General features: G+C 40.6%; 24 protein-coding genes and 1 pseudogene. 17 read left to right on the top strand and 8 right to left on the bottom strand.

From position 1 onward, the window contains the following. Positions 1–175: 175 nt before the first annotated feature. The 4 genes from FCL46_RS01025 to FCL46_RS01010 form a co-directional block, all read right to left on the bottom strand. Positions 176–1,846: a bifunctional sulfate adenylyltransferase/adenylylsulfate kinase gene (locus FCL46_RS01025; protein ID WP_136809841.1), complete on the bottom strand. Its 1,671-nt coding sequence runs from the start codon at positions 1,844–1,846 to the stop codon at positions 176–178. 577 nt (positions 1,847–2,423) lie between these two features. Then, positions 2,424–2,783, bottom strand: a complete 360-nt coding sequence (locus tag FCL46_RS01020; RefSeq protein WP_136809816.1) for a biosynthetic peptidoglycan transglycosylase — start codon at positions 2,781–2,783, stop codon at positions 2,424–2,426. Between the two features lie 21 nt (positions 2,784–2,804). Then, positions 2,805–2,996 (bottom strand): hypothetical protein, encoded by a 192-nt coding sequence (locus FCL46_RS01015; RefSeq protein ID WP_136809817.1) that lies wholly within the window; start codon positions 2,994–2,996, stop codon positions 2,805–2,807. Between the two features lie 289 nt (positions 2,997–3,285). Then, positions 3,286–3,510 (bottom strand): hypothetical protein, encoded by a 225-nt coding sequence (locus FCL46_RS01010; RefSeq protein WP_136809818.1) that lies wholly within the window; start codon positions 3,508–3,510, stop codon positions 3,286–3,288. 776 nt (positions 3,511–4,286) lie between these two features. Here FCL46_RS01010 and FCL46_RS01005 point away from each other — a divergent pair. From FCL46_RS01005 to FCL46_RS00930, 17 genes are all read left to right on the top strand, one after another. Then, positions 4,287–5,738, top strand: coding sequence for a PKD domain-containing protein (locus FCL46_RS01005; RefSeq protein ID WP_136809819.1), 1,452 nt, complete (start codon positions 4,287–4,289; stop codon positions 5,736–5,738). A gap of 173 nt (positions 5,739–5,911) precedes the next feature. After that, on the top strand, positions 5,912–6,280 hold the full coding sequence (locus tag FCL46_RS01000) for a hypothetical protein (RefSeq protein ID WP_136809820.1): 369 nt from the start codon (positions 5,912–5,914) through the stop codon (positions 6,278–6,280). 29 nt (positions 6,281–6,309) lie between these two features. Further along, complete coding sequence (locus FCL46_RS00995) at positions 6,310–7,842, top strand: right-handed parallel beta-helix repeat-containing protein (protein WP_136809821.1); 1,533 nt, start codon at positions 6,310–6,312, stop codon at positions 7,840–7,842. Between the two features lie 1,728 nt (positions 7,843–9,570). Next, positions 9,571–10,368 carry an SLBB domain-containing protein gene (locus FCL46_RS00990; protein WP_228723304.1) on the top strand — a complete coding sequence of 266 codons (798 nt, stop codon included), beginning with the start codon at positions 9,571–9,573 and terminating at the stop codon, positions 10,366–10,368. Between the two features lie 146 nt (positions 10,369–10,514). Next, a complete protein-coding gene (locus FCL46_RS00985) occupies positions 10,515–10,748 on the top strand; it encodes an SLBB domain-containing protein (protein WP_167506023.1) in 234 nt (77 codons plus the stop codon). Further along, complete coding sequence (locus FCL46_RS00980) at positions 10,748–12,895, top strand: GumC family protein (protein ID WP_136809823.1); 2,148 nt, start codon at positions 10,748–10,750, stop codon at positions 12,893–12,895. Before FCL46_RS00985 ends, FCL46_RS00980 begins: the two co-directional genes overlap by 1 nt. Positions 12,896–13,685: 790 nt before the next feature. Beyond that, the gene (locus FCL46_RS00975; RefSeq protein ID WP_136809824.1) at positions 13,686–13,910 is read left to right on the top strand and encodes a hypothetical protein; all 225 of its coding nucleotides are present in this window, start codon (positions 13,686–13,688) and stop codon (positions 13,908–13,910) included. Positions 13,911–13,960: 50 nt separating this feature from the next. Next, on the top strand, positions 13,961–14,086 hold the full coding sequence (locus FCL46_RS28395) for a hypothetical protein (protein WP_267313664.1): 126 nt from the start codon (positions 13,961–13,963) through the stop codon (positions 14,084–14,086). 274 nt (positions 14,087–14,360) lie between these two features. After that, the gene (locus FCL46_RS00970) at positions 14,361–15,797 is read left to right on the top strand and encodes a sugar transferase (protein ID WP_136809825.1); all 1,437 of its coding nucleotides are present in this window, start codon (positions 14,361–14,363) and stop codon (positions 15,795–15,797) included. Between the two features lie 627 nt (positions 15,798–16,424). Beyond that, on the top strand, positions 16,425–17,381 hold the full coding sequence (locus tag FCL46_RS00965; protein WP_267313663.1) for an SPASM domain-containing protein: 957 nt from the start codon (positions 16,425–16,427) through the stop codon (positions 17,379–17,381). 12 nt (positions 17,382–17,393) lie between these two features. Beyond that, entirely contained in the window at positions 17,394–18,509 is a 1,116-nt protein-coding gene (locus FCL46_RS00960) for a glycosyltransferase family 4 protein (RefSeq protein WP_167506025.1), read from the top strand. Between the two features lie 219 nt (positions 18,510–18,728). Then, positions 18,729–18,899, top strand: a complete 171-nt coding sequence (locus tag FCL46_RS28665) for a sulfotransferase (RefSeq protein ID WP_136809826.1) — start codon at positions 18,729–18,731, stop codon at positions 18,897–18,899. Positions 18,900–19,552: 653 nt separating this feature from the next. Next, positions 19,553–20,770 (top strand): glycosyltransferase family 4 protein, encoded by a 1,218-nt coding sequence (locus FCL46_RS00950; RefSeq protein WP_136809827.1) that lies wholly within the window; start codon positions 19,553–19,555, stop codon positions 20,768–20,770. A 140-nt stretch (positions 20,771–20,910) separates the two neighbouring features. After that, complete coding sequence (locus tag FCL46_RS00945) at positions 20,911–22,050, top strand: glycosyltransferase family 4 protein (RefSeq protein ID WP_136809828.1); 1,140 nt, start codon at positions 20,911–20,913, stop codon at positions 22,048–22,050. Positions 22,051–22,260: 210 nt separating this feature from the next. Further along, a complete protein-coding gene (locus FCL46_RS00940; protein WP_167506026.1) occupies positions 22,261–22,935 on the top strand; it encodes a sulfotransferase family 2 domain-containing protein in 675 nt (224 codons plus the stop codon). Between the two features lie 95 nt (positions 22,936–23,030). Next, positions 23,031–24,050, top strand: a complete 1,020-nt coding sequence (locus FCL46_RS00935) for a sulfotransferase family protein (protein ID WP_136809830.1) — start codon at positions 23,031–23,033, stop codon at positions 24,048–24,050. 45 nt (positions 24,051–24,095) lie between these two features. Further along, entirely contained in the window at positions 24,096–25,298 is a 1,203-nt protein-coding gene (locus FCL46_RS00930) for a glycosyltransferase family 4 protein (protein WP_136809831.1), read from the top strand. 325 nt (positions 25,299–25,623) lie between these two features. Here FCL46_RS00930 and FCL46_RS28660 read toward each other — a convergent pair whose 3' ends face one another. The 4 genes and pseudogenes from FCL46_RS28660 to FCL46_RS28650 form a co-directional block, all read right to left on the bottom strand. Further along, the gene (locus FCL46_RS28660; RefSeq protein ID WP_420811258.1) at positions 25,624–25,713 is read right to left on the bottom strand and encodes a transposase domain-containing protein; all 90 of its coding nucleotides are present in this window, start codon (positions 25,711–25,713) and stop codon (positions 25,624–25,626) included. Between the two features lie 33 nt (positions 25,714–25,746). Next, positions 25,747–25,974 (bottom strand): annotated as a pseudogene (locus tag FCL46_RS28655) (IS66 family transposase); the annotation flags it as partial. A 173-nt stretch (positions 25,975–26,147) separates the two neighbouring features. Then, on the bottom strand, positions 26,148–26,465 hold the full coding sequence (locus tag FCL46_RS00915; protein WP_167506029.1) for an IS66 family transposase: 318 nt from the start codon (positions 26,463–26,465) through the stop codon (positions 26,148–26,150). Positions 26,466–26,527: 62 nt separating this feature from the next. Continuing rightward, entirely contained in the window at positions 26,528–26,665 is a 138-nt protein-coding gene (locus FCL46_RS28650) for a hypothetical protein (protein WP_420811253.1), read from the bottom strand. Positions 26,666–26,687 lie beyond the last annotated feature (22 nt).

The following is a 26,687-nucleotide window of genomic DNA, read 5'->3' as shown; positions in this document are numbered from 1 at the left end:
CAAAAGATACTGCATACCGATCAATACAATAACGAAGTAACCAGGCCAAACACAAACAGCCACCCAGGAAACTAGTCTGAGTGGCTGTTATACTTTGTGCATTCAAGGTGATTCGCACCTGCAAGCAAGAGCAAGCAGACGTTTATGAACGTTATCTCAACATTAACTGTAATTCTTAGACAAGATAGCCATCCTGTTGCAGATAAAGCAGAATTTCCTGCACTGCTTCCAATGGGGTTATTTTACTCGTGTCTATGGTTAATTCAGGATTAACAGGAGGGATATATGGATCGGTAATACCTGTAACACCCTTTACTTTTCCCAACCTGGCTTTGGCATACAGTCCTTTACGGTCACGTTGCTCACACACCTCTATAGGTGTTGAAACATATACCTCTATATAGCCGCCATATTGAGAAATCAATTCCCTGTTTGCTCTTCTGGATTCCTCATAGGGTGCGATTGGCGCACATAAAGCGATGCCACCATTCTTAGTTATTTCGCTGGCCACAAAACCTATTCGTGTGACATTCAAGTTACGATGTTCTTGCGAAAAAGACAGCTCAGATGAAAGATTTTTTCGTACAATATCGCCATCCAAAAGGGTCACAGGCCTGTCGCACATTTCCATGAATTTTACCAACAGAACCTTGGCAATGGTTGACTTACCTGAACCGGAATATCCGGTCATGAAAATAGTAAATCCCTGCTTTGATTTTGGTGGGAAGGAACAATGCAATTCATCAACAATTTCAGGATATGAGAACCACATAGGTATATCCTCACCCTGAACAAGTTTACGCCGCAGTTCTTCTGACGAAATGGTTTCGACTTCAGCTTCGTTTACTTCATCAAGCACTACATACTTTTTCTTTTCGTGATGGTAGCCCATCTGTTGCTCAGGTACCATCTCGATTCCGGTTTCAGCTTCGTATTCAGCCACCAGATTCTGAGCTTCGCCCGGCCTGTAAAATCGCTTTCCACCTTCCAATCCAGCAAATGGGTCGGCATGGTCGGATGCCACCATAAAATGACTGCAGCCAAAGTTCTTCCTGATGATTGCCTGCCAGAGTGCCTCTCGGGGCCCTGCCTTTCGACTGGAAAAGGGTGTTAAACCCAACTGAATCATGTTTGAGGGAAATTTTTCTGTGAATGCCTGGTAGCACCTAATCTGGGTGTAATAATCAAGATTACCAGGATGGCTTAAGTCCGCAACTGGCTGTAGAAAAATTGCAGCTCCGGCTTCGTGCGCTGCGGCAATTACCATCTCACGGTGTGCACAATGGAGATATTCTTCGGTGTGAAACCCAAGAACTCTCCTCTGCCCATTCATGGTAAACCGACGAACAGTTTCTGAGGGTGTAAGGCGTAATTGTTGAAAATCATAATGAATCGGCAAGCTGACCCCTTCCAGATCGCCTCCGACATAATACTCACCAACTTTATCAAAAAGCCGACTAACGCCAGGATGGCGTTGACTATCAACTGTTGAATAAACCTGTTCAGCTTCTCTTTTCTTATCAGATTTCCAAACATCAGATATAGTCAGGACTGCCAGGAGAAATCCTTCCTCGTCATTTAAAGCAACCCGATCTCCAATAGTAATAGTAGAGGCAATACCTTCTGAAACATCCAGGCAAATCGGCATCGGCCATACTGTCCCGTCAGGCAATCTCATGCTATCCAGAACGGACTCATACATTGCTCTATCCATATACCCGGATAATGGATACATCCCACGGTTCAGCAGCAGTTCCAAGTCACACAACTGTCTGCCATTCAGATCTATGGAATAGAGACTTAACGCCTCTTGTCGAAGTACTTCAGCCCGCCTGAAATGCACCATCAGACTCTCGGAATAATCATCTCTCACTTTTAAACCCTAACTTTGCTGTTAAATAATCCTGCTCACCTTAACACACGGCAGCAGCATTAATGTTATGTGACCAAATCGCTGCACTATGACAAACATTTCCAAAAAATTATATGACACAAACAACTGATATTGTATCTCTAAAAATACTGCACAGCATCATCTGCTCGCTTGTCGTTTAAACCTGCCTGATCATATCATAGAGACCAACCGGTAATCCACCAACCAATTCAAATATGATAGTAAACATGATTATAGAAACTTTAAAAGCTTAATTCTTGCAAAAACAATTTATTACAGTCACAAAACAGCATACTTTACACATCACACATTTATCTGTTTTATGAATTATTTTTGCTTGCAAATCAAGCGAATAACCTACCTGCTCCTGCCTGAATGCAAGAGGGGTGGGTAGACAGTGCCTGAGTATAAAGCACCAGGTCGATCATTTGTAAACTTCTCTCCCCGCCGATTCGTCTTGATAAAGGGATTGTAATAGTTGGGTCGCTTGAAACTGCCGGCAATAAACGCACATTCCACCAGACTCAGCTCACGTGGTATTAGCGAAATAGTAGCGTGCAGCCACACCGAGCTCGTGGCCGTTACCCCTCACATAAAACTGATTGGCATAAAATTCGAAAATCTGTTGCTTGATGTAGCGATATTCGAGCCTGAGGGCACACAACAGTTCGTTAGCCTTGCTCTTAAACGTCCCCCCTGAAAGTTTAAACAAGTTCTCTGCGGTCTGCTGGATCAGCATACTGCCTTCCTGCACCACCCTGCCGGCTTGATTTTTTTTTGCAGCCCTGACAATGCCGATCACATCGAAACCGAAATGAGCAAAAAATCTGTTATCTTCAACTGCGACCAGGGCGTTTACGAAATTTTTCAGGATATCCCCACACCTCACATACTGGCGATTTGCCTGGTCCTAAAAGCCCCCAAGCTTGGTCACGTTGTCACTGTAAAACACAGGGCTTTCTTTACCGAGAATAACTCTAATATTGCGGGGTTCGATCTCGGTTCCGGCGGTCACAACTATCAGCCAGTAGAGATCGCCACTGGCAGCCAGCGCTGCAGAAAAGCCCAGAAACAGGAAAAGACAGAATATCTTCTTGATCATTTTAGTTTTTTTCGACGCAATATCAGAAACATGCATAAAGTATCAATTCAGCACGGTCTATAGCGAAGTTATGCAGTTCACATTATTGTTTTATTTCTTAGCCACGTGTTTTTTTTGGTTCTTCGACTGATCAGGTAGATTTGAAGATTTCACAGATAGAACTTCCTATCATGTAAATGATCGCATTAAATGTTGCTGTGCAGTCATATGATTTGTTCTTGCCCATACGGTATGGAAGAGGCTACTCATTCCTTTCAGGTGACCATTTAGTGTAGATTGACTGCTATCTTTACAGGACTCGTTTATGTGCATTGACTGTTGCACTTGCAACACAAGGCATATATATGCGGTATTTTATGAACTCTGATGCCTTGTAGAGAAATTCAGTTATACGCTCTTCATTTTCTTCAAGGGTTGTAACTCCACCTATCCACCTGAGAGCCTCCCTAACAGTACATTCTTTTGCTGTATCTATAGTATTTTCAAACAACTGGGTCGGAGCAGCAGCTTGCAACTGAGTTCATGCTTTATTCTCTTTCAATACAGTAAAGTGGGTTCCTTTAGGTAAACGACCTTCATGGCCCTCAACGTTCCGTCTTTCGTCAGCTGCAACGACAAACTTTTGAAAAGTATGAAACCAATCAACAGTAATCTCAATATTCTTGAAAAGTTTTTTAATTCAGGAAAGAAAGGATAGCGACATACCACACACAACTTTCAGACGTTGCTTCCTCAAGCCTCCCTTTCTTTGCATAAATGATTTGAACCGGTCATTAGTCCCTTTATCCCCCGCTTCTTAAGATTTAAATCATAGTCTCATTAGTGTTCATAATTGCTGCATTGTTAGCGTACTTGAAGGTGTATGGAATATACTAAATCCACTCAAAACATAGGGGAGCCTTTCGGTGGGACATTTACGAGCAGATGCACATAATCCAGTTACGGTCCCTGGCAGGTTGAGCAAAACATGTGTCGATTCAGTCTATTTTAAGTTGCATGAAATGCAGGCAGCATAGAAACCCAGGGTTCTTGACAGTCACTACAAGATTTGCGCACTGAGTGTGCATTTTTTACCCTCTCTCAGGGTGCAGAAAGGAGTCAAAACATTTGGCGTGTTTACTAATTAACTCTATCTAGGAGATAAATATATTTATAAGCATTTGGCATGCTGCTTGCTCGTGTAACGTGAATTGTAAAAATTAGTCCACTGAGGATTCAGGAAGGAAAGGAGATTCTTCAAACAATAGTTTCACTTTCCAAATACACAAACACTTACATATAATAAAGAAAATGAGACAAAAGACACTGTTTTTACTATCTTTTTTATTTTTAACTCCGGCAATTTCAATTGGCGCAGAGCTACGCAATCTGGATGTACAATTTGCCTTTACTGCCCCTAACTATCCGACAAAACAGCTGAGGGGCTATCAACTTTACATGGACGGTCAACAAGTCTGCTCAACTAACGATCCCACCATTTCCAGGATAACTTGCCAAATCAGTACGCAAGCCGACACAGGCAACTTTACCCTTACAGCCTACTACTCCGATGGATCTGAGAGCCCGCCATCCCCCTCTTTTCCTTTGACTTTTGACTCACCCTCCGTCACGCCAACTGCTGTAGTGTCTACCTCGACAGCGGCAGGCTATGTACCGCTCACAGTAAGCTTTAATGGGAGCTATTCATCAGATCCCGACTCATCTATAGTGAGTTATAGCTGGAAATTTGGAGATGGCACTCAGGCTAGCGGTGTAACCGCATCCCACGTCTATACAACCGCAGGCATTTATGATGCTCGGCTCACCGTTGTCGACAGCCAGGGTCTCTCTGACAGTGCAACTACCCCCATCGTCGTGGCCGAAGGCACCTCTGCCGGTGCCGATGGCACGACAGACCCAGTCCCCGATATTGGTGGTACGACAATCCCAGAAACGATCCTTTTTTCAAGTCATTCTAAATTTGAAGTTGGAAGCCTGAGCATCAACGATAATTGGGTGAGAGTGCTCTTTAAAAACAGTTACAATCAACCCATTGTTATTGCCGGGCCACCAACAGTTAATGGTTGGGATCCTTGCATGGTGAGAATCCGCAACATCAACCAGGACGGCTTTGATATACATATTCAGGAGTGGGATTACTTAGACGGCAGTCATGCCCTCGAAACTGTAAGCTATATGGTAATGGAAAAAGGTGTATACACACTGGACAACGGATCTAGGATAGAAGCCGGAAGGTTCAATAGCTCCACATCATTTCAACAGGTGGCCCTGCAGCAGGCATACAATCTCACTCCTGTTATCATAACCCAGGTTATGACAGAAACTGGAGGTGATGCGGTGACAAACAGGCTGAGTGATATCGGTCAAACTTCCTTCAAACACAAACTGCAGGAACAGCAATTAACACAGACTGATCATCCTGCCGTTGAGACCATCGGTTACATCGCTGTGGAACCTGGAATAGGGCAAGAAGTGGACGGCCTATTGCTCGAAACCTCCCTAACACCCAATAAGGTCGACCACAACTGGCTCCCCCTGACTTACAAAGCTGATTTTTCGTCTCAGCCCTTCTTTTTTGCGGGCATGCAGACCACCTATGGTGATGATACCGCAGCGGTGCGCACTACAAATATATCACCAACCGGCACCGAGATAAAGGTTGAAGAGGAACAGTCAAATGATACCGAAATAACACATGCAGAAGAAGTTATGGGCTACTTTAGTATCGGTACAGCCAACTGAGACATCTGCAAACAATGAAACAAAAGGAAACTACAGACAATGATTTTTCTTCACATACATCTAATTAGATTCGAAAGATTGCTATCACAATGGTTCTCAATACTCCTTGCATCGATCGAACAATCATATGCCATTGATTTTTCTTATGCAAGAATAGGACATGGAGGCATCTCATGAGAGTTTTTGTTATTGGAATTATTGGATTTTTTTTCTCTGCAACAGTTGCATTTGCAGCGGATTGCACGGAGCAGTTTTCTTGGAAACCAAACGCTGAAACAGATATCGCAGGTTATAAAATCCATTATGGTTTAACAAGTGGCGGCCCATATACTCATTCGGTGGATGTTGGTAAACTACCTACTATTGGTGGGAGAATTTTAACGGAAGTTCCCAGTTTTTCGTGTGGTAATTATTATTATGTTGTGGCAACCGCCTACAATAGTGTGGGTGAGGAAAGTGATTATTCAACTCAGGTAGGCCTGTTAATCACTGCTCCTAGCGATGAGTCATACCCGGTTATAAAAAATATTATTTCAGAGTAGATCCTCTTGGAAATATTAAGGAGACAACAATGCTTTTAAAAGATTATGAGCGGATGAAAAAATCAATTCTCATAAAGTTTTTATTTCTAATTATTTTCTGCCACGCCCCATATTCCACAGTCCAAGCTAACCCAGAAGCTCCAACAGACTTCATCCAAGGGGACGGCACCTCCAGCTCAACCATATGTACGGGAAACACCTATTATGTCTCCAAAAGTGGCAAGGATACTGCTGTTGGTTTAGCCCCTTATACTGCCTGGGCGACTGTCAGCAAAGTAAACCGGTCTTCTTTTTCGCCTGGGGACTGTATTTTATTCAACCGTGGTGACACCTGGAATGAACAGTTAGTAGTTCCAAGTAACGGTAATACTACAGGTTACATTATTTTTGGCGCCTATGGTTCAGGCGCTAAACCTGTATTTGATGGTTCTGGTGTCACCTTAGCTAAATATGATGGGCTGATACAAGTGCCGAAAAAGAGCTATATCATTATAGAGAACTTACGTGTTCAGAACGTTGGATATGTGATTCCTGGTGGTGATCCTGCTGCCGGGAATGAGAACAGTGGTATCAACTTTACAATAGGCACAAACCACGGGACCGTTAGAAACTGCGAGGTCTACAAGACTGAAGCCGGCGGAATACGTGCTCGTGGCGCAAACAATATCGTTATCGATTCAAACGAAGTGGAACTGGCTTGTATGAGAAGCAAAAGTGAAAGCATCACGATTTCAGGCGGTTCACATGATATTGAAGTGATGTATAACAAAGTACACAACAATGGCAGTGTTGTTAATGGTGGTTCCGGCATAGACATGAAAGAAGGTTCTTATAACGGGAAAATTCACCATAACGAGGTCTATAATATACACGGCCAAAATGGGATTTATACTGATGCGTGGGATAAAGCTACTACCAACATTGAAATATACAGTAATTACATTCATGACTTCACTGATGTTGGCACCGGTATCATGATGAGCTCTGAGCAAGGCGGCATGCTTGATAATGTACGTGTACACCATAATATCGTTAAAAATGTAAAAACAGGTATATCTCATCATCCAGGTCGGTTTGGGCCAGTTGATCCTATTCAAAACCTTTATATATACAATAACACAATAGTTAACTGTGGGCCGGTAGAACCAAGTTACCAGGGTGGGTATTTGATAAGAAATCCTGATGCTAATAATGTATATATAAAGAATAATATCTTCAGTCAGAATGTGGGCTATCAAATTGGTTTTAGCACTCTAGATATGTCTATTCCTGATCGTGATGGATATAATATTAATAAAAATGTTATGCACGGAACGATCAACTCACCATATGTCAAAAGTGTGGACGGGGTAGCTGGTAACAATGCGATACTTGCTAATCCCCTCTTTTTCAACTCCAGTGACTTTCATTTACAGGCTGGTTCACCGGCAAAAGATGCATGTGATAATTCCGTGTGGCAGGGAATCCCAAATATAAAAGACTATGATGGTATACCTATAACAGACGGGGTTGGAAACATTGTTGCCCCTGGCGGAAGAGTTAACTGCGGCGCTTATGAATAGCAGTGGGATCTCTGGTTTTGGCAGTCCTAATTTTGGTTTTTGCCTGATTTTCGTGCAAGCTGCTTCAATCATACATCCTTTATAGAGTTAAAAGAATCGTTAAACGTTGTCAGCCAACCAACCGGTATTAGAAAGATTTTTTTCTTCTGGCGCGTATTCTTTACGCCTCTATGCTATAGCATTTTCCTTCGTTTGAGTAAACTAACTCATACGTAGGAAAATGCCAATCTACGTTTAACCATTATGTCATGAGGCATTTTAACACATTTCTTTCAAAGAAGTGGTCCCGTTCTTTGGAACACTCACACTGCCTGTTTCATTATGTTGGGTAGTTCCAAGTGTTACTTGACTGTCCCCTCCCCGCTGTGAGTCTGGACCAGTTGCGGTTTAGGCGGCTATCGTCAACTCTCTAGAATAAAACTCCTCAGGCGCTGCGCCATCTAGATTCTGATGTGTGTGAACGTTGTTATACCTTAAAATGTAGGTAGTAATGCCAATTGAAATCTCAAGCGGGTTCTCATAAGACTTCAGATAAATATCCTTATATCTGATACTTCACCAAAAACGCTCGACAACTACATTGTCAAGCCAACATCCTTTTCCAACCACACTAATCGACACCTTAGCTCCACGCAGACAATTGATGCAAGATCAAGACATTGATACCGGGCTTTGGCCACCACAATGTCCTCCACGATATTCATTTTCAGGCGGTTGTTCCTGGCGACACCAAGGACGTAATCAACATCATAATCTTTGCACCAGCTGATCAGTTCTTCGCTACAAAAACCAATATAGCTTAGATCAACTATTCTGGTTTAAGGTTATTTGCCATGAACACATGCAACTACTGGAGACAGTCTCCATATAACATATCGATATAAAATTAATAGTCTGCATAAATGGCTTTTTATCTTTCTGTTGATGAGAAATCCGAACCAGCCACACATAGAACAAACCTGTCACCTGCAACGTTAGCCTCACTTTTACTGAGGACGATGGTGCCACCAACATGGTCATCCTAAACATCATGGCAGGAAGGCCGAACAATTGCATGCCTGACGCAATGCTGAATCATAATCAAGCAACAAGATGTAATTTATTTATGGAAAGAAGGAAATGTTTGGCACTTGATAACTTTAACAAAACTCAATGGATGGCAAATATTCTGGCGACATAGTTTTAAATATGACACTCAGCAGCGTAAATTGTGTCGACTTTGAGCCAAGTTACAATCTGAATAATTCCAATTCTCAACTGATTACATTTGATCATAAGTACAATATTGAGGATTGTGCCGCGGATACGAGATGTCGTCCTGTTATGAATCTAACTGTCTGAAATTATATCATGAAGAGAACAGGATCAATTAGTCCTGCACCAGAAGAAAATATTTTGACAGCATCCATGCGTTAGCGTTGACAGCATCTACGTGTTAGTGTAATATCTCTCTGTATAGATTATATATATAGCTTATCAGGAGTAAGTATTTGTTTATCTTTTCGATTTTATTTTTCCTCAAAAACGGAAAAGATGATAGCAACTTTACCATTAAACCCTATTAGATATCGTTTCAGAGAAGTATTACGTGCATGTTATAATTTATAAGTACCAGACAGCCTCCATGGATATGGAGAGCCCTGCCGAACAATTACGGTACGGAGGTTACGTTATTTATATGACCTTGCCTGAATTGTAAATAATTCTAATTATATCAAACATAACGCTATGATAAAAAATATTCTTCTTAGTCTTCTTTTTCTTCTTCAATTAGCTGAACCAGCCGTTGGGCAAGATTACATTGTTGGAGAAAATGATGTTCTTAAAGTAACTGTATACAATCATAATGATTTGACGACAACGGTCCGTGTTAGTGGGGATGGCACAATCAATCTACCATTATTAAATAAGGTTAAAGTTGCCGGCCTCACCAGCACTCAGATTTCCGATAAAATAACCGCACGTCTTGCAGGTAGCTATATCGTCAACCCCCAGGTGAATGTGTTCATCGAGGATTTCAGAAGTAAAAAGGTTGTAATTCTGGGGCAGGTGAATAAACCAGGTCTATATGAATTGCAGGGCAGAACTACTTTCCTTGAGCTCATCTCCAAGGCCGGCGGTCTTACTAAGGAGGCTGGAGATAAAACCATAATTAAAAGGAAACAGGGAGCAAATGCATCGAAAGAACCAAGCATCTTGACTATTGACATGAATCAGCTGATAGAAGAGGGCGAAACCTCTCAGAATATCGAGACTCTGGATGGCGATAATATCTATATTGCCAAAGCTGGGGTATTTTATGTCTCAGGAGAAGTTAAGAAACCTAATGCGTATAAGTTTGAAGAAAATTTGACTGTCATAAAAGCGATTACTAGGGCTGGAGGTTTTTCTGACGATGCTAAAGAAGGCAGTGTGAGTATCATTCGCCAATCAAATGGCCGTGAGCTGGTTTTGGAGAAAATCGAAATGAATGAACCTGTACTGCAAGAAGACATTATCCTCGTTCCGTATAGAGGCTGGAGATAAAACTATGATTTAGAGGAAACAAGGACCAAATGCATAGGAATAACCAAACGTCTTGACTATTGGCATGAATCAGCTGAAAGAAAAGAGTTTAAACCTCGCATAATATCGAGACGCTGGATAGCGATAATATCCATACTGCCGAAGCTGTGGTATTTTATGTATCAGGAGAAGTCAACAAACCGGATGCGTATAAGCTTGAAGAAAATTTGACAGTTAGAAAAACGACTACAAAAGCCGGAGGTTTTTCTGGCCATGCCTCAAAAAACATTGCAAGAATCATTCGCAAATCAAATGGCCGTGAGCAGTTTTTTGATAAAATTGAAATGAATGCACCGATACTGCAAGAAGACGTTATCCTAGTTCCGGAGAGTATATTCTAATGATAGAAGAACAGAGACTACATTTACGTGATTTTCTAAGGGTCATACAAAAAAGACAATTTATTATAGCGACCTTTTTTCTTATCACCTTTATCGTTGTGGTTATCGGCACTTTTTCTGCCACCCCTATCTATGAGGCATCCACTCAGATATTGGTGGAGAGAAGCGATCCTACACTGCTGACCGGGAAGTCTTCTGGAAATCGGTATGATCCTCACTTTTTTGAAACTCAGAGCCAGATAATCAGGAGTCATAATGTCATCAAAAAGGTAGTTGAAATTCTGGCGCTGGATACCAACTATGAAACGTATTTCCCTGCAGAGAGCAATAAACCTTCTATTGTGAGGGCTACGGTTGCTTCTATAAAATCATTTATTGCCGATCTATCGCCGTCATCTGTTTCTGCTGATGAGGCAACTGATTCTAAAGGTGAGAGCTGGAAAAAATCAAAGACAGACATTTTTGCTACCATCATAAAAGAGAATATCGTTGTTTCGCAGGTTGCGGAAAGCGGACTGTTGAATATACGTTATAGGTCTGAAAATCCAGAGTTTGCAAGGCTCATCGCTAATACCATTGCCCAAGCATACATGGAAGAGATCATGGCTATTAAGCTCAACTCTTCCGGCTATGCCATCGAGTGGATGACCAAAAAAGCAGACACTGAAAGGACCAGACTATTCGAATCCGAAAAAGCCCTTCAGGCTTTCATCAAGAAGCATGACATAATCACAGTAGAGAACCATGTAGCGATTTTCCCCCAGAAACTTGCTGACCTTAATGTTAGGATGACAGCTGCAGAGACCAAAAGGATTGAACTGGAAACCTTACGTAGCCAGATTGCAGGAATGAGAGATACCAATGAAAATACTGATACTATTCCTGGTCTCTCAGAAAATAAGCTGTTGCAGTCGCTACGAAATCAGATCTTGAAGTCAGAGCAAAACATAACTGAACTCTCCCATGAGTACGGTGAAAAGCATCCCGTCATGATCAAGGCACGGGCTGATTTAAAGATTTTGGAGCAAAAAAAGGAGCTGGAAATAAGAAAAAGTATTCAGAGTATTAACAATGAATATGAGCTGGCACGGAATAATGAGTTGAATATCAGAAAATTACTCGATCAAACCAAGAATGAGATTCTTGACCTGAATGAAAAATTTATCCAATACGGTATTCTCAAACGAGAAGTAGACATGAACAGTTCTCTCTACGATGCTTTGAGCTTACACATTAAAGAACAGGGTGTCACTGAATATACTCAGCAGGTGAATGTGTGGGTTACCGAGCAGGCAGGAATGCCAGAATTTCCTGTGTCACCACACAAGAAGAGGAACATGCTCCTTGGCGTTATCTTGGGTCTATTTGGCGGGGTAGGCGTTGCCCTCTTTCTAGAATATGTTGACAATACAGTAAAGGGTCCGGGCGAGGTTGAGGGCAGGACAGGAGTAGGTGTGCTAGGTGTCGTAGAGCCTTTAAAAAATGGAGGCTATATTGAAATTGCTACCGGTAGTAATTCTAAGTCTGCTTTTGCAGAAAGTTTTAGATCATTGAGAACTTCTATAATGCTATCTTCACCGGATAAACCACCGAAGAAGATTTTAATTTCAAGCATGATGCCAGATGAAGGAAAAACAACAACGGCATTGAACCTGGCGAAAACGATTTCCATGATAGCAAACAAAGTGCTACTTATTGATGCGGATTTGCGGAGACCGTCACTCCATACAATCTATGATTTGCCAAATTCAAAAGGTTTAAGTTCCTATCTTGCGGGTAGCGAAAACGAAGGGTTAATTCACAAGATTGATGATTCCTCTTTGTATGTCATGCCATCCGGGCCAAATCCGCTCAACCCATCAGAGCTTTTCAGCTCCAATCGATTGCAGGACATGATTTTGTCACTTGAAAAAGAATTCGATTTTATCATTATTGACTCTGCGCCAATATTAGGAATCCCAGATAGCCTATTGTTAAGTAAGGTTGTAGATGAAACTATTGTTGTCTCCAGGGCCGGTAAAACTAGCTATGATAGCTTACAAAGAGGCTTGAAATTATATAAGGATATTCAAACTCCAGTCCTTGGGATTGTGATAAATGCAATTGATATGAATAAATCGGAATACCAACATTATTACGGTTATTAAAATTTGTGCATATGCAAAAAAAACCACCTTTTGGGCGTTAGACTTGTATGAATTTGGTACAGATTTATGCATTTACAAAGGAATACGTAAGAATCTATTTTATTCTTTGTATTCAACTTTGCGAGTTGCGAACAAAGTTACCAAAATCACATTCAAATGATTGCAATAATACAACAATCGCCGAAACATGCTTCACTTCTTGGTAATATTGTTTTTTTCTCAAAAAATCTATATTACCAAGAAATAAGCGCGATAATGGATATAACTAAACAACATCAGGAGCAACAAAAACAAAATTAGCTGCATCGTAGACACTCTTCGTTCACCTAAGAGTGTCATATCTCTTTGCTTCCCTTTAAGGGGAACACTTTTTACCGAGATATTCTCAACAAGATCGGATTTCCGTTCAAGAAGAAAGCAGCTTATGATATTATGAAAAAATCATTACCACAATCTGCTTCGTTTCATATTGTCAGTGGCTGTTCAGGTTTACAACTTCTTTTCTCTGCTCACACCAGTAAAACGAGGTAGAAGGTACTGATATTTGATGACAGAACGTACGATCAAGGTCGTTCGAAGGTTGTCGAACTTTTGGTCTGGATCTTTGATCACAACATCTGCACAACTCTAAAGATTTTTAAGATTTTGATCATAGCGGCCTGATGGAGCAAATATTCTGCCTCTGAATTTAGCTCTCTGCTCGTCTGTAAAGGCAAGAAAAAAGGTTGCAGGGAAATCAAGGAAAGGTCTTGATAAAATATGCCTAAGGTATCTTACTGGCATAGGTTCAATGGATAACTTTAAGAAGAGTGTATACCCGAATCAGAAAATGTCCGCCAAGGCACGTATTCTGGCCAGTGTGGCAGTAGAGACCAGGCAGCAACAGCAAATAAAGATTGTTTTTGCTTCACCATCGCCACAAATGAGATTGATTGGTCATACTACTATCGTCATGGTACACCATATGTATTCCTGGCGGTTGATAAAAGGCGCAATGATGATCAGAGAACTATGAGTGAAAACCACTCCCTGCCTGACCAACAATAAGACCACTCGGTTCCTTTGATGGATGCACAGCAGAGATTATTGGCGCTTGCACTCATCAAGGCCCGCTCATCTGTTGAGTACGCTGAAGCTATTGAAATTGCGAGAATTGATGCAATCATGACTACGGCAGTTGAGTTCATTTAAACAATTAAAACATTTGAAAAAGTATATCTGATTACCACTAATCCTCAACACGCTGGCATAAACACCTTTTAGACGAGCTGTTTTTTGGCTCCCAATACAACCAAAATCCTGACGGCTTCAGGTTGTATTGCAAATTGAGGCCAGATCGATCAGCTCGTCAGCCCAAGCAGGATTTGGGCCAAGCTGAGCTTTAGTGGTAATCAGAAAAATATATGATTGTCAATTCAGAATGTTAAATCAACTCGAAAAATTGAGTTAGGAGATAACAATCATTATGACAAAGTGGAAAACATCATTTTTTGATAGAGTGCATAAACAAATTGATATTTGTTTGTCTACCCTGTCTTTCTTGGCAGCCCATTCCCTCATGGCATCATGTACCCTTGCCATTTGCTCTGATCATGCCAAAGACTATAATTATTTCTTCATAACTCTCCTTGTGGTAGTGTGCTGGTATCTATCCTTTAGTTTCTGGGGTGTATATGATTTAAGTCATTCCCTCGGAGTCTCTATCAGGAAGACTATTAAGGCTATTCTGGCAGCATTAATCATGCTTATCGTTGCCCTTTATTTCCTTAGAATTAATGACTTAAGCCGACTGGAGCTTTGCCTTTTTATATGTATTAATGTCTTCTTATTGTCCTTGAGTAAGGTCATTATTTACACCGCAAGATTCAGAAGTATTGGCAGACCTAATCATACCCGTTATGTCATCGTCGTAGGTGCAAAAGAAAGGGCCAAGGAGGTCATCGGCAAGATATTGGCAGACAATGAACAAGGCCTGACTATCCATGGATGTATTGAAATAGAGGATGGCCTCATTGGCACAGAGGTTGCGCAAGGTGTCAAGGTATTGGATCACATTAAAAACCTTGAGACTTTCCTAAGAATGACGATTATCGATGAAATTATCTTTGCTATGCCTCTTTCCAAAATCCTTAACGGCGAAAGATATATTTCGCTTGCTGAGGAAATGGGTGTTTCTGTTCGCATTATCCCTGACTGGCAACTGCATCATCTTATGTATCGTCCTGCTGTGGCCAGCATCCATTTTGAGGAATTCGTTGGAATTCCCACCATGGCCCTGCATACAACTCCACCCAACAAATTAAAACTGTTTTTCAAACATGTTTTTGATTATTGCAGTGCCTCAATTGGCCTAATTTTATTAGGTCCCTTGATGCTGATAATCGCTGCAATGATCAAAATTTTAGATCCAGGTCCAGTTTTGTTCACTCAGGAGCGCTGTGGCCTCAATGGAAGACGCTTCCATGTTTATAAATTTCGTACCATGGAGGAAGGTGCAGAAAATAAACTCGATCAGTTAAGAGATTTGAACGAAGCGGATGGGCCGGTCTTCAAGATTAATAATGACCCAAGAATCATCCCCCATATTGGAAAATTTCTTCGCAAGACCGGGCTAGACGAACTCCCCCAACTTTTCAATGTTCTTCGTGGGGAAATGAGTATAGTAGGCCCGCGCCCGCCGATACCATCTGAAGTTAATGAGTATGACACCTGGCATTGTCGCCGCCTCTCCATGAAGCCAGGCATCACCTGCACCTGGCAAACTCAATCCAAACGAAATGAAACATCATTTGAAGAATGGATGCGCCTGGACCTTGCGTATATTGACAATTGGAACTTCTGGAACGATTTCAGAATATTATTAAAAACCTGCAAGGTTGTTTTCCTTGCTGAAGGAAGATAGCTAAATACGTCATCTATTTGAAACTACGAATTAAGTTGTTGTGATAAGATGCATAGTTTTCTAGATGCATCCGAAAGCTATACAAACTCCCCCACAGTTTAACCATCGAACGCCTTGGATAGTTTCCTCAACAATCTCGCCTTAAGAACAATTATATTGTTTCATTTTTTTAAAGTTTTTGTTTTGCCAACTCAAGAAAATCAATATTTCTACGAGACCGTTTGCTTTACATTTAATGATGGTTAAACAAATCTATTTTAAATGTCATTTTCCCTCCGTTAAAAAAAATATAAATTCCTTGCAACCTTTTTTATTGCAACAGGCTTTAATGATGAAAAGTTGAGAATGTCGCTTGACAAATTGAAATATCTCAAGAATAATAGACCCCAACACACTCTTGAAGCATCTCTAAGTAGCAGTATGCGAACTTTAAACCTTCAGTCACAATACAAAAAACAAACAACCGTTAGGGTGGTAATTTGAAACCTCAAGTTATTTTCATTATTTAAATAATTATTCCGTCTACATCAGAACAATTTAGTAACATCTGACGAATATGTTGTAAAAAGGAACGTTATTATGGAGGCTTGCCTTATCATCACCTACCGATGTAACGCTAAGTGTTACATGTGCAATACTTGGAAATATCCGAGCAAGAAAAATGAAGAATATTCACCCGAACTGGTGGACAAACTTCCAACAGATCTGGACTTTATAAATATTACCGGCGGAGAACCATTTTTACGCGAAGACATAGAGAAGATTGTCAACAAAGCTCTCACTAAGACCAAACGGTTGGTTATCAGTTCTAATGGATACTTCACAGAACGTATAACCTCCCTATTTGAAAAGTTTGGAAACAAAATAGGTATTCGTGTATCTATCGAAGGACTATCAGCAGCCAATGACGAACTTCGGGGAATTAAGAATGGCTTTGATAATGGATTACGTACCCTGACAACATTACACGGAATGGGAATCAAGGATATCGGTTTTGGAATGACGGTTTCGGATCGCAATGTCGATGACATGATCGAATTATACCGATTAGCTAATGCGATGGGGATGGAGTTCGCCACAGCAACCACTCATAATTCGTTTTATTTCCATACAATCGACAACCAGTATAAAGATCAGAATAATGTTGCGAAATCTTTCGAGAATATCGCTTCAGAACTGCTGAAAACCAATAAACCAAAAAACTGGTTCCGGGCATATTTCAATATGGGTTTGGCGAGAAAAGCACGAGGGCAAAATCGGGCCCTTCCCTGCGAGGTAGGGACAGATATGTTCTTTGTGGACCCTGGAGGTAATGTTTTACCCTGCAACGGTTCTGACTATCCGATGATTATGGGTAATCTGCATGAACAGGATTTTGATACCATCTGGAAGAGTGTCCAGGCTGAAAAAGTCCGGCAAATGGTAAAAAGCTGCAACAAGCACTGCTGGATGATCGGTTCTGCAGCTCCTGCCATGAAGAAAAGGATTTTCGTACCCTTAAAATGGGTGGCGATAAATAAATTGAAGGTCATGAAAAATAAAGACGAGAATGTCTGTCTCGACCCTATCGGGCCGAAACAATAGGATTGTTTCTTCATGAAAATTTTTGTCACTGGCACGCGAGGAATTCCGAACATCCCTGGAGGTGTTGAAAAGCACTGTCAGGAACTATATCCTCTCATTGCTGCCATGGGCCACGAGGTGATAGTGGCGACCCGGACACCCTATGTAACTGTGAAAGAGCAGGAATGGTCTGGGGTCTCTCTCGAGCATATCTTTACTCCTTCCCAAAAACACCTGGAGGCACTTGTTCACACCTTTCTTGCCATTACCAGAGCTAGGTTATTAAATGTTGATATTGTCCATATCCATGCAGTTGGACCGGGACTCTTGGTTCCTTTTGCCCGGCTTTTGGGGCTGAAAGTGGTTGTCACCAATCATGGCCCTGATTATGATCGCCAGAAATGGGGCATGGTGGCCAAGACCATATTACGGCTTGGGGAGTATCTTGGTGGGAAATTTGCTAACGAAGTTATCGTGATTTCTCAGGTAATAAGCGAAATCATTACCCGGCGTTGTAAGCGGGAGCAAAATCTTGTGTATAATGGAGTTTCTGTTCCGGAAAAAAGCATAAACACCTATTTCCTTACGCAGCAGAGTATCATTCCAGGCAACTATATTTTGGCTGTAGCCCGTTTTGTGCCTGAAAAGGGGCTTCTTGATCTAATAAAGGCCTTTAAGTATGTCAGGAGAAGTTGTCAACTTGTCATTGCCGGCGATGCCGACCACGAGACAGAATACAGCAGAAAGATAAAGAGAATGGCTGCTGGTGATGACCGGATTATTCTCACTGGCTATGTCACTGGAGAAGGGCTTAATCAGGTATATTCTCATGCCGAATTGTTTGTCATGCCTTCTTACCATGAAGGTTTACCCATAGCCCTACTTGAAGCCATGGGTTATAGGTTGCCCGTTCTTGTCTCCGATATTCCGGCTAATAAGGAAGTTTCCCTTTCTCCGGAACGTTTTTTTAGATGCGGAGATATAGAGGAACTCCAGGAAAAAATAGAGCTATTGCTTGAGAAAGGACTTTCGGAAAAAGAACAGGAAAGTTATGAACTGCAAATTCACGAAAGATACAACTGGCTGAAGATCGCCAAACAGACCGTTTCTGTTTATAATAAAATTCCTCTAAATCACACGGCTATTTGATAGTTTTCGATCGCAACGATTGTGTTATAAAGAAAAGTTTTGGTTATACGTACTTGTATTCAGTACTGTCCAGTTGGAGAATTACACTCACATTGAGAAAAATCTCAACGTATCGCGCAACCAACATCTATTTGGCCTGCTACTGCTTTGAAGATATTTCTAAGAGACCATCAAATTACGATGATGTGCCTGTATTTTTTTTCAAGGTGAAAAATAATTATGTCAAAGAGCAATAACTCAATTACACACAATGATAATGACGTTTTTATCATTGGAGTACCGCGCTCTGGAACAACATTGTTACGCATGATACTTGAATGCGACCTTTTATTGAGTAACTTTAAGTATTTTATTTTTTTGGGGGGTTACTGGTGCCATCTATCCCCTTAGGGAATTTCTCAAAATAAGATTATGGAATTGTGCAGGTCATTTCTTCTTCATTATAACTATACCTGTTATTTCCTTCTGCAAACTGATCCAACTTATTAGAGACGGAAGAGATGTTGCCGCTTCACTTCGTGACATATAGCGAAAACAAGGATTTTATCGTCGTTTAAGACATTGGCATGACACTATCAAAAAAAGAAAAAGAATTACAAAAGATATTCCTGCGAATAGATACCTTGATTTTTTTATGAAGATATTATTTCAAATCATCGAGAAGAATTACAAAAGTCTGTTCATTTTTCAATTTAACATGGGACGTACCTTTTTTATCCCATAATACAACTAATCATAAAATAGAGCAGGTTTTGCTTCTGAGATCCCGCTAAAACTAATTACTAAAAATTATACTCCGGCAATTGGAAGAGTAGGGTTACCTGGTGGGAAAGAATGCTGATATCAAGTTGCTTTAAAATGCGGTTGCAGGAATCAGGATACAGCCCTGTGCGCCCTAATTTCGTATCGCTACAGAGAGAGAAATTGATTGAATTTGCGGGTCAAATGATATTTAAGTACCTTAACTGGACAAAAAAACACTATGCAAATTGACACTGCCTCATGGGGTAACACATGTTGACTATCTTGAAAATGAGACCAGTATGAGGGTAATTTATTACACTAGGCCATGTTATTTAGACCTTGCCACGGAATATGCTGCTGAATTAGCCAAGCAAGTTGAATTACACCTTGTTGTCGAAATAGCGCCGGAAAGCAGGCAAAGTTCTATTTTTGATATAGGTGATCAAAAGCTGCAAACAGGTGTAATTGACGGGAGAACGTTTTTAAAACATAACTTCCCAAAACTTTTTGTTTCCTACCTAGCTGAATGTGCCAGCATTACACTCGTCGTACATAATTGTCCCAAGAGTTTCCATCCTACAACATGGAGAGTCAACCTTGAGGCAATGAATTTTTGCCGTACAATAGATCCGGATGTCATCCATTTTGACGGTATAGTTCCCAGAACAGCATGGGGAATATCGAGACTTAGGAAAATACCTCTTGTTGCCTCCGTCCATGACCCAATCCGCCATACTGGAGAAGAAAACTGGCGTAAAGAATTAGCCCGCAAAGTATCATATCCATTTGTGCACCGCTTCCTGCTTCATAGCACTGCTATGCAAGAGACTTTTCTCACTAGATATCCGAGAATAAGTAGTAAGAGGGTCGTCCATAATTCGTTGGCCGCGTATAATATATTTAGTAAGTGGATCAAAACACCTTTACAGGATGATGGACGAACAGTCTTGTTTTTCGGTAGACTATCCCCCTACAAAGGTGTTGAAGTGCTGGTGCAGGCTGCGCCCATTATTGCGCAACAGGTTAAGGATGTTCGTATTGTCATTGCCGGCCGACCTATCTCTGGCTATACCCTGCCGATTTTGCCACCCCTTACTAATGGAGGTAAATTTGAAGTGTTTGATACCTACATTGATAATGACCTGCTTGCAAAACTGTTTCAACAGGCAACCATCGTTGCCTGCCCTTATATTGATGCGTCGCAGAGTGGAGTAGTATTAACCGCTTATGGCTTTGGGAAACCAGTTGTCGTGACCAACACCGGAGGTTTACCGGAATATATCTGGCAGGAAAAGACCGGCTTCATTGTTCCTCCAGGTGACCATCAGCAACTTTCAAAATCAATTTGCTCAATACTTGATAACCAAGAAACACAGCAGGAAACTAAATCGAATATTGAGGAAATGAAAAAGGTAGAATGTAACTGGAAGAATGTTGCCGATAAAAATGTGATAATCTATTCTGAATTACTTGCTGAGCAAAAGGGGAAAAAAAGTAACTATGGAAACAGTCAATAACTGTATATCCCCCTTTAAGTGTTATTCTTGCATAGGCAACAGACAGGTCTTGTACGCGGCATTAAGAACTTCATAATTTGCTCGGACTAATCATGCTTTCACAGATATCATCCACACAAATATTTCACGGGTAAACAACTATGCAACCTGTAAAAGTCCTTTTTTTTATGAATTCCTTAAAGGTAGGTGGGGCTGAACGTCAGACTATCCATCTGCTCAATCTATTGAACAGGGAAAAATTTTCTGTCGGATTGGTATACCTTGACCAAAACGATCATTTAAAACCAAGCCTCGAAACAAAAGATCTATTTCTCTGTGAATGCTTTCAAAGAAAAGGAAAGTTAGATTTCACCGTCCTGAAAAAACTTAAGCAAATAATTCTAACTCATGGCGTGCAACTTGTTGTATGTGTAGAGGAATACCCTTTACTTTATGCATCCCTGTATAGACTTATATCTAAAAATTCTTCAGCAAGAATTATCAGTGTTATTCACCACAATCTTCATCTGCCTAATCTGTGGGTACAAGTGAAGAAATATATTTATAGGGCATGTGTAAACAATGCCGACAAAGTGATTTTTGTCTGTCACAATCAGGCTCAATACTGGTATTTGAACATTGGCATTAATAAGTCTATCTCAACAGTAATCTACAACGGTATTAATGCCTCGCTATTCACTCCTGATCGGTTCACCTCACTAGAGAGAAACCGTTTGCGAGAATCTTTTCATTATTCTACAGATGACTTTATAGTAGGTATCTGCGCCAGAATGAATCCTGTTAAACACCATATCGATTTTCTGAAAGGATTAGCCCTGGTGAAAAAAGCTGGTGTGCAAATCAAAGGGTTGTTAGTGGGAGACGGGCCAGAACGAAAAAACATTGAAGAAGCTGCCAGTCAACTTGGTCTTTTGGATAATGTGTTCTTCACTGGTTTCGAGCAAGACATCCGGCCCTATATAGACATTTGTGATTGCATGGCTATCACCTCACTTTCCGAGGCTTTTTCTATGGCTGCTTTAGAGACCATGGCTATGGCGAAACCACTTGTCATGGCAATAAGTGGTGGTGCCGATGAACAGGTAAAAGATGGCGAAACCGGATTTCTATACACCTTTGGTCAGACAAATGATCTAGCCGACCACCTGATATGGCTCGGAACAAACCGGGATAAAGCCAAGGAGATGGGGAACAATGCAAGAGATTTCCTGTTGGATAATTTCACAATACAAACAATGAAGAGTAGTTATGAAGCACAATTTCTTCAATTTTTTAATTGATGAGTTTCCTTAACCCTTCCATTCTGAACAATGGAAACTGTTATAATTTGAGGAAGAACGGAAAATTTCACGGGGGCTTTTCCTATGTAAACGCTCCGATTGGGCTTAACCTGAGGCCTTCCGATAACATGAGGCTCATCCCACCAATGTCCTGTTCGATTGTCAAAACTAATGAGCCGTACGGGAACAAAAGGTGGAAAGGATAGTAATATGATTTCACATAGACATAAATGTATATTCATACACATTCCCAAATGTGCAGGTACGAGTATTGAAAAATCATTTGGACATTTCGAAGATTATTCTGGAGACAAGAAACAGGATCATAGAAGTATCAGAATGCTAGAACCTATTAATCCAAAATGTTTTGCATCGAAAGAAAATAGTAAGGAATTTGCAAAACGATATTGGAGTCAAATTAAACCTTCACCAAATCCACGTAACAGATATACTGTATCCAGAGAGCAATACGAAAATTATTTTAAATTTACTATTGTTCGTAATCCGTGGGCACGAGCTTATTCATGGTATAAAAATGTAATGAGAGATGAGTCTCATTTGGAAAAAATGAAAATCTCCAAAAATATAAGTTACTATGATTTCCTAAAACTTTTTATGTACAAAAAATGTTTGAGACCTCAAACTTTTTGGATAAAAAACTTTAATGGAGATATCCCCCTTGATTATATTGGCCGATTTGAGAATTTGGCTAACGATTTTGAAAAAGCATGTGACCTGATGGAAATTGAATCTATTGAATTACCGCATGAACTTAAAGGGAATACCAATAATTACCAGGACGCTTATGACTCTAAAACTAAAGACCTTATCAGCAGGGTCTATAGAGAAGAAATTCAACTTTTTGGATATTCATTTGATTCATAACTAATTTCAAGCAGGCAAAGTGCGCTGCAAAATTCTTCGCTCTTTATGGTCACACACAGTCGACCAAGTGCACAAACAAAAAACCAAGTGATTATATGACTTTTTCTCCAATTTTTATAGTTGGTAACTCCAGAAGTGGCACCACACTATTAGCACGAATTTTAAGCAAACATACTCAGATACATATATTAAAAGAAACTCACTTTTGGGCTTCATATGAGAAGCAACGCAAATATTTTTCTCAGCTTAAACAACAGGAAAAAATACATTTACTTAATTTACTCCTGACAGTAGAAAACAGAGGAATTAATTATCGGAATGAGTATCATAACTACTCTGATGAAGCTAAAGAGATCTACACTCGTTGTGCAGAATGTAAAACATTTCCCTCCTTACTTGCCTATTTTTTTAAATATGCAGCAGAAAAAAATGGCAAAACTATTTGCGGCGATCAAACACCATCTCATGTTTTTAATACTGAAGATATTTTGGAATTATTCCCGAACGCAAAATTCATCAATATTGTTCGTGATCCTAGAGCAGTACTTCTTTCTCAAAAAAACAAGTGGAAAGCTGCAAAAAAAATGGGACAACCTATCAGTGAAGTTGTAAGAACATTTTTTAATTACCACCCTATCACCACATCAGTCCTTTGGAAAAAAGGGATTGAAGCAGGGAAACAAGCAAAAAGTGACTTACCTCCTAATACCATTTATACTGTAAAGTTCGAACAGTTATTAGAAGAATCTGAATCTGTATTACAAGAACTCTGTAATTTTATAGAAGTTGATATTGAAAACGGCATGTTAGATGTAGATGTAGCTATGTCTTCAAACGAAACGGATGAAGGCAAAAGAGGTATACGCCGTGAGGTAATGAATCATTGGCGTAAGAGGTTATCTGATACAGAAATATTTTTTTCTGAAAGGATCAATGGAAAGTTAGCAGAGGAAGAAGGCTATCAGCTTGTTCATGCTCAAACAGGAGTTTTTCCTTTGTTTTATTATTCCAGCTACTTCCCGCTGCATTTAGCGATGGCCTTTCTTTTAAACATGAACCGTGTAAGGAAACCAATCTCTTATATCTCAAAAAAATTAATCCCTTTCAACCATTGATAAAGTGTAATTATTTATATTCCTCCCAAAAATCCCAATTAATGAATGAAAATTCTTCTTGTTAATAAATTTTTCCACCTAAATGGCGGATCTGAAACTGTTTTTTTTCAGGAGCGTGAATTCCTCCTTGCAAGCGGTCACCGTGTTATCGACTTTTCTATGCAGGATGAGAGAAATCTTACTTCCCCATATTCTGATTTTTTCATTAATAAAATTGATTTTCAGCAAAGAGTCAGCTTGAAAGAAAAGATTCAACAGGCAATTTCTTTTATTCATTCTGCGGAGGCGGTTGGTAAACTTGAACGGTTAATTGTTCAGGAAAAACCTGATATTGCTCATCTACACAATATTTACCACCAACTCACCCCTTCTATCGTTCCTGTTTTAAAAAAGCATGGAGTGAAAGTTATTGTAACCTTACACGACTACAAATTGATCTGTCCCAGTTATCTTGCATTGAAAGCTGGTGAAATATGTGATGCGTGCCAAGGAAAATATTTTTGGAACCCTTTTATTTCAAACTGCCAGGAGTCACGTCTGCAAGGATTGCTGTTTTCAATTGAGGCTTATTGGCATAAATGGAAGAGGAGCTACGACGGGGTTGATCTTTTTCTTGCGCCCAGTGGCTTTCTAGCAGATGTGACAGCCAAACGCATTGCCACTGACAAGATTCAGATACTGCACAATGGTATAGATACAGACAAGTATCAGGCAAATTTTTCTGATCAAGGATACGCACTCTATTTTGGCAGGCTATCAAAAGAAAAAGGCATAACAACGTTGCTACAGGCCCATAAGCACCTTGCTGCAGAGTTGCCGTTAAAAATTGTTGGAACCGGCCCGTTGGAAGGAGAACTGCGAAAAGATTATCCTACAGTTGAATTTCTTGGCTATCAGAGTGGTCAGTCCTTGCATGATGTAATTGCCAATGCCGCCTTTGTGGTTATGCCCTCAGAATGGTACGAGAACTGCTCCATGGCGGTGCTTGAATCCATGGCCTTTGGCAAGCCTGTTATCGGTAGCAGGATAGGAGGCATTCCGGAACAGGTTGAAGATGGAAAGACAGGTTTTCTATTTGAAATGGGAAATGTTCATAAACTCACGGAAGCAATGACCGCTCTTTTAGAAAATTCAACGCTTCTTTTCCAAATGGGCAGGGCGGCGAGAGAAAAGCTGGAAAAGGAGTATTCCCTGGTTGAGCATAATCAACAATTACTGAGGATATACTCTAATCTGCTGGCAACTTGACCATAAAGCATCAAAGTATCTAGCAGCACACCACTCTAAAAAAATGTCTTGTGCTCATCATAAAATTTTGTTGTAACTTCTAACATTAGGATGAACTATGATAAACACAGCAATGAAACCAGATTTTATAGCAATCGGACCCGAGACAACTGGAACATCATTGCTATACACTTCTTCTTGGTGAGAAGTAAGCGTTCACCGTGGCTCGCCATATTCATTAATTGCACTTGCACCATTACAAAGTAAGCGCTTATTAAACCCCAATCGGACTTTCAGGCAGTACCGACTGCTCTAGCTTAAGATTCATTGGGAGCAGTGACTTGAACTACTTTTCGCATACAGCAAAAGAAATATTTTCGAATAGGTAACGTAGGTATTTGTAGGGCTCAATATTATTGGTTTTGGCAGTTTCAATTAGGCTGTAAATATCTGCACTGGCTTTTGCTCCATTCGGTGTTCCTGCGAAGAGACAGTTTTTCCTACCAATCACAAACGGGCGAATAGCATTCTAGGCCACATTATTGTCAGGAGTCATCGTCGGGTGTTTGAGATAAACCAGAAGACGCTCCCATTGGCTGAAAGTATAATTGACCGCCCTACATAGCAGGCTCTTTGGCGTCACATGAAGTGATTTTTTTACTGAACCATTTATACAATACATCAAAGATCGGTTTTGCTTTTTCCTGGCGTAAAATCAACCGTTGATCATCTGAAATCTCCTTCCTTTTTGCTTCTAATTCACTACATATATTGGTCGGATATAATTCAGAGCAACATCCACACTCCCTGCTTTTTCGATTTTTCCAGTGCTTCCATAGCATCTGTAAACTTACGTCTTGCGTGTACAAGTCATGCACCGTGCTGTATTTCTGTAGAGTGATCAATATAATCATAACCAGCATAACCATCTGTCTGCACAACACTGCTGTACCCAGCTACAAGGGTTCTCGCCTCTTTACCGGACCTGCTTGGCGCATAATGATATAGCAAGGCGGGATGATCAGGCGCACCTCCGCGACACACCCACATATAGGATTTGGTGGATACTGCCCGATTAGGTTCATGCAGCACCTTCACTGTTGTTTCATCTATATTTATCAGCGGTCCAAAGTGAATCTCCCGTTGCAACAAAGAAAGAATCGGCTGACAAGTAGCGGCTGTCTTCATGGCCCAGTTACACATATTTGCCCTGGATATTTTGCCAAAACTCTGTCAAATTAGCGTTCTAGCTAACAGAATGGCAAGACATCACAGAATTTTTCATTGAGGATGTAGACAAGTAGTCCTGCGGTAGTAATGGATTTTTGGATGATTTGTTTTGGTGGCGGTCCTATTTTGATACCTTTTTCACTTTTCTTGCCAAACATCTGGGTTTGAAGAAGACGGATC

Origin of the sequence: Desulfosediminicola flagellatus (assembly GCF_005116655.2) — a bacterium.
Taxonomy (GTDB): Bacteria; Desulfobacterota; Desulfobulbia; order Desulfobulbales; family Desulfocapsaceae; genus Desulfopila; species Desulfopila flagellata.
The sequence above is the reverse complement of the archived record's forward strand: the minus strand, read 5'-3'. Positions and strand labels throughout refer to the sequence as shown.